This is a genomic window from Klebsiella terrigena (assembly GCF_012029655.1).
In the GTDB taxonomy this organism is placed as follows: domain Bacteria; phylum Pseudomonadota; class Gammaproteobacteria; order Enterobacterales; family Enterobacteriaceae; genus Klebsiella; species Klebsiella terrigena.
On sequence record NZ_CP050508.1, the window covers coordinates 424,373 to 433,225 of the forward strand.

19 protein-coding genes are annotated in these 8,853 nt (G+C 50.3%); all 19 read left to right on the forward strand.

Annotation, left to right across the window (positions count from 1 at the left end; translation table 11 throughout):
- Window positions 1-12 precede the first annotated feature (12 nt).
- Window positions 13-834 carry a 50S ribosomal protein L2 gene (rplB, locus tag HCK03_RS01945; RefSeq protein WP_041142969.1) on the forward strand — a complete coding sequence of 274 codons (822 nt, stop codon included), beginning with the start codon at window positions 13-15 and terminating at the stop codon, window positions 832-834.
- Window positions 835-850: 16 nt separating this feature from the next.
- Window positions 851-1,129, forward strand: coding sequence for a 30S ribosomal protein S19 (rpsS, locus tag HCK03_RS01950; protein ID WP_001138115.1), 279 nt, complete (start codon window positions 851-853; stop codon window positions 1,127-1,129).
- A gap of 14 nt (window positions 1,130-1,143) precedes the next feature.
- Window positions 1,144-1,476 (forward strand): 50S ribosomal protein L22, encoded by a 333-nt coding sequence (gene rplV, locus HCK03_RS01955; protein ID WP_000448832.1) that lies wholly within the window; start codon window positions 1,144-1,146, stop codon window positions 1,474-1,476.
- Window positions 1,477-1,493: 17 nt separating this feature from the next.
- Window positions 1,494-2,192 carry a 30S ribosomal protein S3 gene (rpsC, locus tag HCK03_RS01960; RefSeq protein ID WP_002919766.1) on the forward strand — a complete coding sequence of 233 codons (699 nt, stop codon included), beginning with the start codon at window positions 1,494-1,496 and terminating at the stop codon, window positions 2,190-2,192.
- 12 nt (window positions 2,193-2,204) lie between these two features.
- Window positions 2,205-2,615, forward strand: a complete 411-nt coding sequence (gene rplP / locus HCK03_RS01965; RefSeq protein WP_002919759.1) for a 50S ribosomal protein L16 — start codon at window positions 2,205-2,207, stop codon at window positions 2,613-2,615.
- Window positions 2,615-2,806: a 50S ribosomal protein L29 gene (gene rpmC / locus HCK03_RS01970; protein ID WP_002919754.1), complete on the forward strand. Its 192-nt coding sequence runs from the start codon at window positions 2,615-2,617 to the stop codon at window positions 2,804-2,806. Before rplP ends, rpmC begins: the two co-directional genes overlap by 1 nt.
- Window positions 2,806-3,060 (forward strand): 30S ribosomal protein S17, encoded by a 255-nt coding sequence (rpsQ, locus tag HCK03_RS01975; protein WP_041142968.1) that lies wholly within the window; start codon window positions 2,806-2,808, stop codon window positions 3,058-3,060. The genes rpmC and rpsQ overlap by 1 nt, the downstream gene beginning before the upstream one ends.
- A 160-nt stretch (window positions 3,061-3,220) precedes the next feature.
- Complete coding sequence (gene rplN / locus HCK03_RS01980; protein WP_002919748.1) at window positions 3,221-3,592, forward strand: 50S ribosomal protein L14; 372 nt, start codon at window positions 3,221-3,223, stop codon at window positions 3,590-3,592.
- Window positions 3,593-3,602: 10 nt separating this feature from the next.
- Entirely contained in the window at window positions 3,603-3,917 is a 315-nt protein-coding gene (rplX, locus tag HCK03_RS01985; protein WP_041142967.1) for a 50S ribosomal protein L24, read from the forward strand.
- A gap of 14 nt (window positions 3,918-3,931) precedes the next feature.
- Entirely contained in the window at window positions 3,932-4,471 is a 540-nt protein-coding gene (gene rplE, locus HCK03_RS01990) for a 50S ribosomal protein L5 (protein WP_041142966.1), read from the forward strand.
- A gap of 14 nt (window positions 4,472-4,485) precedes the next feature.
- Window positions 4,486-4,791, forward strand: coding sequence for a 30S ribosomal protein S14 (gene rpsN / locus HCK03_RS01995; protein WP_002919667.1), 306 nt, complete (start codon window positions 4,486-4,488; stop codon window positions 4,789-4,791).
- 33 nt (window positions 4,792-4,824) lie between these two features.
- Window positions 4,825-5,217 carry a 30S ribosomal protein S8 gene (gene rpsH / locus HCK03_RS02000; protein ID WP_004106343.1) on the forward strand — a complete coding sequence of 131 codons (393 nt, stop codon included), beginning with the start codon at window positions 4,825-4,827 and terminating at the stop codon, window positions 5,215-5,217.
- A gap of 12 nt (window positions 5,218-5,229) precedes the next feature.
- On the forward strand, window positions 5,230-5,763 hold the full coding sequence (rplF, locus tag HCK03_RS02005) for a 50S ribosomal protein L6 (protein ID WP_041142965.1): 534 nt from the start codon (window positions 5,230-5,232) through the stop codon (window positions 5,761-5,763).
- Between the two features lie 9 nt (window positions 5,764-5,772).
- Complete coding sequence (gene rplR, locus HCK03_RS02010; protein ID WP_000358960.1) at window positions 5,773-6,126, forward strand: 50S ribosomal protein L18; 354 nt, start codon at window positions 5,773-5,775, stop codon at window positions 6,124-6,126.
- Window positions 6,127-6,140: 14 nt separating this feature from the next.
- Window positions 6,141-6,644, forward strand: a complete 504-nt coding sequence (gene rpsE, locus HCK03_RS02015) for a 30S ribosomal protein S5 (RefSeq protein WP_004106339.1) — start codon at window positions 6,141-6,143, stop codon at window positions 6,642-6,644.
- A 3-nt stretch (window positions 6,645-6,647) separates the two neighbouring features.
- The gene (rpmD, locus tag HCK03_RS02020) at window positions 6,648-6,827 is read left to right on the forward strand and encodes a 50S ribosomal protein L30 (RefSeq protein ID WP_001140434.1); all 180 of its coding nucleotides are present in this window, start codon (window positions 6,648-6,650) and stop codon (window positions 6,825-6,827) included.
- Between the two features lie 3 nt (window positions 6,828-6,830).
- Entirely contained in the window at window positions 6,831-7,265 is a 435-nt protein-coding gene (gene rplO / locus HCK03_RS02025; protein ID WP_041142964.1) for a 50S ribosomal protein L15, read from the forward strand.
- Window positions 7,266-7,272: 7 nt separating this feature from the next.
- Complete coding sequence (gene secY, locus HCK03_RS02030) at window positions 7,273-8,604, forward strand: preprotein translocase subunit SecY (protein WP_041142963.1); 1,332 nt, start codon at window positions 7,273-7,275, stop codon at window positions 8,602-8,604.
- 31 nt (window positions 8,605-8,635) lie between these two features.
- A complete protein-coding gene (gene rpmJ / locus HCK03_RS02035; protein WP_000868187.1) occupies window positions 8,636-8,752 on the forward strand; it encodes a 50S ribosomal protein L36 in 117 nt (38 codons plus the stop codon).
- Window positions 8,753-8,853: the final 101 nt, after the last annotated feature.

Below are 8,853 nucleotides of genomic sequence, written 5' to 3' on the forward strand. Positions count from 1 at the left end.
AGGAGTAATACAATGGCAGTTGTTAAATGTAAACCGACATCTCCGGGTCGTCGCCACGTTGTTAAAGTGGTTAACCCTGAGCTGCACAAGGGCAAACCTTTTGCTCCGTTGCTGGAAAAAAACAGCAAATCCGGTGGTCGTAACAACAATGGCCGTATCACCACCCGTCATATCGGTGGTGGCCACAAGCAGGCTTACCGTATTGTTGACTTCAAACGCAACAAAGATGGTATCCCGGCAGTTGTTGAGCGTCTTGAGTACGATCCGAACCGTTCCGCGAACATCGCGCTGGTTCTGTACAAAGATGGCGAGCGCCGTTACATCCTGGCCCCTAAAGGCCTGAAAGCTGGCGACCAGATTCAGTCTGGCGTTGATGCTGCAATCAAAGCAGGCAACACCCTGCCGATGCGCAATATCCCGGTTGGTTCTACCGTTCATAACGTAGAAATGAAACCAGGTAAAGGCGGTCAGCTGGCACGTTCCGCTGGTACTTACGTTCAGATCGTTGCTCGTGATGGTGCTTATGTCACCCTGCGTCTGCGTTCTGGTGAAATGCGTAAAGTCGAAGCAGACTGCCGCGCTACTCTGGGCGAAGTTGGCAATGCTGAGCATATGCTGCGCGTTCTGGGTAAAGCAGGTGCTGCACGCTGGCGTGGTATTCGTCCTACCGTTCGCGGTACTGCGATGAACCCAGTCGACCACCCACATGGTGGTGGTGAAGGTCGTAACTTTGGTAAGCACCCGGTTTCCCCGTGGGGCCTGCAGACCAAAGGTAAGAAGACCCGCAGCAACAAGCGTACTGATAAATTCATCGTACGTCGCCGTAGCAAATAATTTTAGAGGATAAGCCATGCCACGTTCTCTCAAGAAAGGTCCTTTTATTGACCTGCACTTGCTGAAGAAGGTAGAGAAAGCGGTGGAAAGCGGAGACAAGAAGCCCCTGCGCACTTGGTCCCGTCGTTCAACGATCTTTCCTAACATGATCGGTTTGACCATCGCTGTCCATAATGGTCGTCAGCACGTTCCAGTATTTGTTTCCGACGAAATGGTTGGTCACAAACTGGGTGAATTCGCACCGACTCGTACTTATCGCGGCCATGCTGCTGATAAAAAAGCGAAGAAGAAATAAGGTAGGAGGAAGAGATGGAAACTTTAGCTCAACATCGCCATGCTCGTTCTTCTGCTCAGAAGGTTCGCCTCGTAGCTGACCTGATTCGCGGTAAGAAAGTGTCGCAGGCCCTGGATATTCTGACCTACACCAACAAGAAAGCTGCTGTACTGGTCAAGAAGGTACTGGAATCTGCCATTGCTAACGCTGAACACAACGATGGCGCTGACATTGACGATCTGAAAGTTACGAAAATTTTCGTAGACGAAGGCCCGAGCATGAAGCGCATTATGCCGCGTGCGAAAGGTCGTGCAGATCGCATCCTGAAGCGCACCAGCCACATCACTGTGGTTGTGTCCGATCGCTGAGACTCTGGAGACTAGCAATGGGTCAGAAAGTACATCCTAATGGTATTCGCCTGGGTATTGTCAAACCATGGAACTCTACCTGGTTCGCGAACACCAAAGAATTCGCTGACAACCTGGACAGCGATTTTAAAGTACGTCAGTTCCTGACTAAGGAACTGGCTAAAGCGTCCGTATCTCGTATCGTTATCGAGCGTCCGGCTAAGAGCATTCGTGTGACTATTCACACCGCTCGCCCGGGCATCGTTATCGGTAAGAAAGGCGAAGACGTAGAAAAACTGCGCAAGGTCGTAGCGGATATCGCTGGCGTTCCTGCACAGATCAACATCGCCGAAGTTCGTAAGCCAGAACTGGACGCTAAATTGGTTGCTGATAGCATCACTTCACAGCTGGAACGTCGCGTTATGTTCCGTCGTGCTATGAAGCGTGCTGTACAGAACGCAATGCGTCTGGGCGCTAAAGGTATCAAAGTTGAAGTTAGCGGCCGTCTGGGCGGCGCGGAAATCGCACGTACCGAATGGTACCGTGAAGGTCGCGTACCGCTGCACACTCTGCGTGCTGACATCGACTACAACACCTCTGAAGCGCACACCACTTACGGTGTAATCGGCGTTAAGGTATGGATCTTCAAAGGCGAGATCCTGGGTGGTATGGCTGCTGTTGAACAACCGGAACCGGCTGCTCAACCTAAAAAGCAGCAGCGTAAAGGCCGTAAATAAGGAGCGTCGCTGATGTTACAACCAAAGCGTACAAAATTCCGTAAAGTGCACAAAGGCCGCAACCGTGGTCTGGCGCAGGGTACGGATGTTAGCTTCGGCACTTTCGGTCTGAAAGCTGTTGGCCGTGGTCGTCTGACTGCACGTCAGATCGAAGCAGCACGTCGTGCTATGACCCGTGCAGTTAAGCGTCAAGGTAAAATCTGGATCCGTGTTTTCCCGGACAAACCGATTACCGAGAAGCCGCTGGAAGTTCGTATGGGTAAAGGTAAAGGTAACGTGGAGTACTGGGTTGCCTTGATTCAGCCGGGTAAAGTCCTTTATGAAATGGACGGCGTACCGGAAGAGCTAGCCCGTGAAGCATTCGGCCTGGCAGCAGCGAAACTGCCGATCAAAACCACCTTTGTAACTAAGACGGTGATGTAATGAAAGCAAAAGAGCTGCGTGAAAAAAGCGTTGAAGAGCTGAACGCTGAGCTGCTGAACCTGCTGCGTGAGCAGTTCAACCTGCGTATGCAGGCTGCAAGTGGCCAGCTGCAACAGACTCATCTGCTGAAGCAAGTGCGTCGTGATGTTGCACGCGTTAAGACTTTACTGACTCAGAAGGCGGGTGCGTAATGACCGATAAAATCCGTACTCTGCAAGGTCGTGTAATTAGCAACAAAATGGAGAAATCCATCGTTGTTGCTATCGAACGTGTGGTGAAACACCCGGTATACGGTAAGTTCATCAAGCGTACGACCAAACTGCACGTACATGACGAGAACAACGAATGCGGTATTGGTGACGTGGTCGAAATCCACGAATGCCGTCCGCTGTCCAAGACTAAGTCCTGGACGCTGGTTCGCGTCGTAGAGAAAGCGGTTCTGTAATAGAGCCGTATTCTCAACGGATAAACGGCTCAGCGATGAGCCGTTTATTTTTTCTACCCATATCCGATTTCCGGTGTTATAATGCCGCGCCCTCGATATGGGGATATTTAACGGCTCGATTTTGGGTCTCAGTAGTAGTTGACATTAGCGGAGCACTAAAATGATCCAAGAACAGACTATGCTGAACGTCGCCGACAACTCCGGTGCACGTCGCGTAATGTGTATCAAGGTTCTGGGTGGCTCGCACCGTCGCTACGCAGGCGTAGGCGACATCATCAAGATCACCATCAAGGAAGCAATTCCGCGTGGTAAGGTCAAAAAAGGTGATGTGCTGAAGGCGGTAGTGGTGCGCACCAAGAAGGGTGTTCGTCGCCCGGACGGTTCTGTCATTCGCTTCGATGGTAATGCATGCGTTATTCTCAACAATAACAGCGAGCAGCCCATCGGTACGCGTATTTTTGGGCCGGTAACTCGTGAGCTTCGTACCGAGAAGTTCATGAAAATTATCTCTCTGGCACCAGAAGTACTCTAAGGAGCGAATCATGGCAGCGAAAATCCGTCGTGATGACGAAGTTATCGTGTTAACCGGTAAAGATAAAGGTAAACGCGGTAAAGTTAAGAATGTCTTGTCTTCCGGCAAGCTCATTGTTGAAGGTATCAACCTGGTTAAGAAACATCAGAAGCCGGTTCCGGCCCTGAACCAACCAGGTGGCATCGTTGAAAAAGAAGCTGCAATTCAGGTTTCTAACGTTGCACTCTTCAATGCGGCAACCGGCAAGGCTGACCGTGTAGGCTTTAGATTCGAAGACGGCAAAAAAGTCCGTTTCTTCAAGTCTAACAGCGAAACTATCAAGTAATTTGGAGTAGTACGATGGCGAAACTGCATGATTACTACAAAGACGAAGTAGTTGGTAAACTCATGACTGAGTTTAACTACAATTCTGTCATGCAAGTCCCTCGGGTCGAGAAGATCACCCTGAACATGGGTGTTGGTGAAGCGATCGCTGACAAGAAACTGCTGGATAACGCAGCAGCGGATCTGACAGCAATCTCCGGTCAAAAGCCGTTGATCACCAAAGCACGCAAATCAGTTGCAGGCTTCAAAATCCGTCAGGGCTATCCGATCGGCTGTAAAGTAACCCTGCGTGGCGAACGCATGTGGGAGTTCTTTGAGCGCCTGATCACTATTGCTGTACCGCGTATCCGTGACTTCCGTGGCCTGTCCGCTAAGTCATTCGATGGTCGTGGTAACTACAGCATGGGTGTCCGTGAGCAGATCATCTTCCCAGAAATCGACTACGATAAAGTCGACCGCGTTCGTGGTTTGGATATTACCATTACCACTACTGCGAAATCTGATGAAGAAGGCCGCGCTCTTCTGGCTGCCTTTGACTTCCCGTTCCGCAAGTAAGGTAGGGTTACTTAATGGCTAAGCAATCAATGAAAGCACGCGAAGTAAAGCGCGTGGCTTTAGCTGATAAATTCTTCGCTAAACGCGCTGAACTGAAAGCTATCATCTCTGATGTGAACGCAACCGACGAAGATCGTTGGAATGCTGTTCTCAAGCTGCAGACTCTGCCGCGTGATTCCAGCCCGTCTCGTCAGCGTAACCGCTGCCGTCAAACAGGTCGTCCGCATGGTTTCCTGCGGAAGTTCGGGTTGAGCCGTATTAAGGTCCGTGAAGCCGCTATGCGCGGTGAAATCCCGGGTCTGAAAAAGGCTAGCTGGTAATTGTCACCAATTGAATCACGGGAGTAAAGACAGATGAGCATGCAAGATCCGATCGCGGATATGCTGACCCGTATCCGTAACGGTCAGGCCGCGAATAAAGCTGCGGTCACCATGCCTTCCTCCAAGCTGAAAGTGGCAATTGCCAACGTGCTGAAGGAAGAAGGCTTTATTGAAGATTTTAAAGTTGAAGGCGACATCAAGCCGGAACTGGAACTGACTCTTAAGTATTTCCAGGGTAAAGCTGTTGTAGAAAGCATTCAGCGTGTCAGCCGCCCAGGTCTGCGCATCTACAAACGTAAAGATGAGCTGCCGAAAGTTATGGCGGGTCTGGGTATCGCAGTTATTTCTACCTCTAAAGGTGTTATGACTGATCGTGCAGCGCGCCAAGCTGGTCTTGGTGGCGAAATTATCTGCTACGTAGCCTAATCGGAGGAAAAAATGTCTCGTGTTGCTAAAGCACCGGTCGTTGTTCCTGCCGGCGTTGACGTAAAAATCAACGGTCAGGTTATTACGATCAAAGGTAAGAATGGCGAGCTGACTCGTACTCTCAACGATGCTGTTGAAGTTAAACATGCAGATAATGCACTGACTTTCGGTCCGCGTGATGGTTTCGCAGACGGTTGGGCTCAGGCTGGTACCGCGCGTGCCCTGCTTAACTCAGTAGTTATCGGTGTTACCGAAGGCTTCACTAAAAAGCTTCAGCTGGTTGGTGTAGGTTATCGTGCAGCGGTTAAAGGGGATGTAGTAAACCTGGCTTTAGGTTTCTCTCATCCTGTTGAACACAAGCTGCCGGCAGGTATCACTGCAGAATGTCCGACTCAAACTGAAATCGTGCTGAAAGGCGCTGATAAGCAGGTGATCGGTCAGGTTGCAGCAGATCTGCGCGCCTACCGTCGTCCTGAGCCTTATAAAGGCAAGGGTGTTCGTTACGCCGACGAAGTCGTGCGTACCAAAGAGGCTAAGAAGAAGTAAGGTAACACTATGGATAAGAAATCTGCTCGTATCCGTCGTGCGACCCGCGCACGCCGCAAGCTCCAGGAGCTGGGTGCAACTCGCCTGGTGGTACATCGTACCCCGCGTCATATTTACGCACAGGTAATTGCACCGAACGGTTCTGAAGTTCTGGTAGCTGCTTCTACTGTAGAAAAAGCTATCGCTGAACAACTGAAGTACACCGGTAACAAAGACGCGGCTGCAGCTGTGGGTAAAGCTGTCGCTGAACGCGCTCTGGAAAAAGGCATCAAAGATGTTTCCTTTGACCGTTCCGGGTTCCAATATCATGGTCGTGTCCAGGCACTGGCAGATGCTGCCCGTGAAGCTGGCCTTCAGTTCTAAGGTAGAGGTGTAAGATGGCTCACATCGAAAAACAAGCTGGCGAACTGCAGGAAAAGCTGATCGCGGTTAACCGCGTATCTAAAACCGTTAAAGGTGGTCGTATTTTCTCCTTCACAGCTCTGACTGTAGTTGGTGACGGTAACGGTCGCGTAGGTTTTGGTTACGGTAAAGCGCGTGAAGTTCCAGCAGCGATCCAGAAAGCGATGGAAAAAGCCCGTCGCAATATGATTAACGTCGCGCTGAACCACGGCACCCTGCAGCACCCGGTTAAAGGTGTTCACACGGGTTCTCGTGTATTCATGCAGCCAGCTTCCGAAGGTACCGGTATCATCGCCGGTGGTGCAATGCGCGCCGTTCTGGAAGTTGCTGGAGTTCATAACGTTCTGGCCAAAGCATATGGTTCCACCAACCCGATTAACGTGGTTCGTGCAACTATTGATGGCCTGGAAAATATGAATTCTCCAGAAATGGTCGCTGCCAAGCGTGGTAAATCCGTTGAAGAAATTCTGGGGAAATAAACCATGGCAAAGACTATTAAAATTACTCAAACCCGCAGTGCAATCGGTCGTCTGCCGAAACACAAGGCAACGCTGCTTGGCCTGGGTCTGCGTCGTATTGGTCACACCGTAGAACGCGAGGATACTCCTGCTGTTCGTGGTATGGTCAACGCGGTTTCCTTTATGGTTAAAGTTGAGGAGTAAGAGATGCGTTTAAATACTCTGTCTCCGGCCGAAGGCTCTAAAAAGGCGGGTAAGCGCCTGGGTCGTGGTATCGGTTCTGGCCTCGGTAAGACCGGTGGTCGTGGTCACAAAGGTCAGAACTCTCGTTCTGGCGGTGGCGTACGTCGCGGTTTCGAGGGCGGTCAGATGCCTCTGTACCGTCGTCTGCCGAAATTCGGCTTCACTTCTCGTAAAGCAATGATCACTGCAGAGATTCGTCTCTCCGATCTGGCTCACGTAGAAGGCGATGTAGTCGACCTGAACACGCTGAAAGCAGCTAACATTATCGGTATTCAGATTGAGTTCGCGAAAGTGATTCTTTCTGGCGAGGTAGCTCGTCCGGTAACTGTTCGTGGCCTGCGCGTGACTAAAGGTGCTCGTGCTGCTATCGAAGCTGCTGGCGGTAAAATTGAGGAATAAGTAGCAGATGGCTAAGCAACCGGGATTAGATTTTCAAAGTGCCAAAGGTGGACTTGGCGAACTGAAACGCAGACTTTTGTTTGTTATCGGTGCGCTGATTGTATTCCGTATTGGTTCTTTTATTCCGATCCCTGGTATTGATGCCGCTGTACTTGCCAAACTGCTTGAGCAACAGCGAGGTACTATCATTGAAATGTTTAACATGTTCTCTGGTGGTGCCCTCAGCCGTGCTTCTATCTTTGCCCTGGGCATCATGCCGTATATTTCGGCATCGATCATTGTCCAGCTGTTGACGGTTGTTTATCAGCCGTTAGCAGAAATGAAGAAAGAAGGGGAGTCTGGTCGTCGTAAGATCAGCCAGTACACCCGCTACGGTACTCTGGTGCTGGCGATATTCCAGTCGATCGGTATTGCTACCGGTCTACCGAATATGCCTGGTATGCAGGGCCTGGTGATGAATCCGGGCTTTGCATTCTATTTCACCGCTGTTGTAAGTCTGGTCACAGGAACTATGTTCCTGATGTGGCTCGGCGAACAGATTACTGAACGTGGTATCGGTAACGGTATCTCGATCATTATCTTCGCTGGTATCGTTGCGGGTCTCCCGCCGGCCATCGCCCATACTATCGAGCAAGCGCGTCAAGGCGACCTGCACTTCCTCCTGTTGCTATTGGTTGCAGTATTAGTGTTTGCCGTGACCTTCTTTGTTGTATTCGTTGAACGTGGTCAACGCCGCATTGTGGTGAACTACGCGAAGCGTCAACAGGGTCGTCGCGTCTATGCTGCACAGAGCACACATTTGCCGCTGAAAGTGAATATGGCGGGTGTAATCCCTGCAATCTTCGCTTCCAGTATTATTCTGTTCCCTGCGACCATCGCGTCATGGTTCGGGGGCGGTACCGGTTGGAACTGGCTGACAACAATTTCGCTGTATTTGCAGCCTGGGCAACCGCTTTATGTGTTACTCTATGCGTCTGCAATCATATTCTTCTGTTTCTTCTACACGGCTTTGGTTTTCAACCCGCGTGAAACAGCAGATAACCTGAAGAAGTCCGGTGCATTTGTACCAGGAATTCGTCCGGGAGAGCAAACGGCGAAGTATATCGATAAAGTAATGACTCGCCTGACTTTGGTTGGTGCACTGTATATTACCTTTATCTGCCTGATCCCGGAGTTCATGCGTGATGCAATGAAGGTGCCGTTCTACTTCGGTGGAACCTCGCTGCTAATTGTTGTCGTCGTGATTATGGACTTTATGGCTCAAGTGCAAACTCTGATGATGTCGAGTCAGTACGAGTCTGCATTGAAGAAGGCGAACCTGAAAGGCTACGGCCGATAACTGGTCGCCTGAGAAGTTACGGAGAGTAAAAATGAAAGTTCGTGCTTCCGTCAAGAAATTATGCCGTAACTGCAAAATCGTTAAGCGTGATGGTGTCATCCGTGTGATTTGCAGTGCCGAGCCAAAGCATAAACAGCGCCAAGGCTGATTTATTCGCATATTTTTCTTGCAAAGTTGGATTGAGCTGGCTAGATTAGCCAGCCAATCTTTTGTATGTCTGTGCGTTTCCATTTGAGTATCCTGAAAACG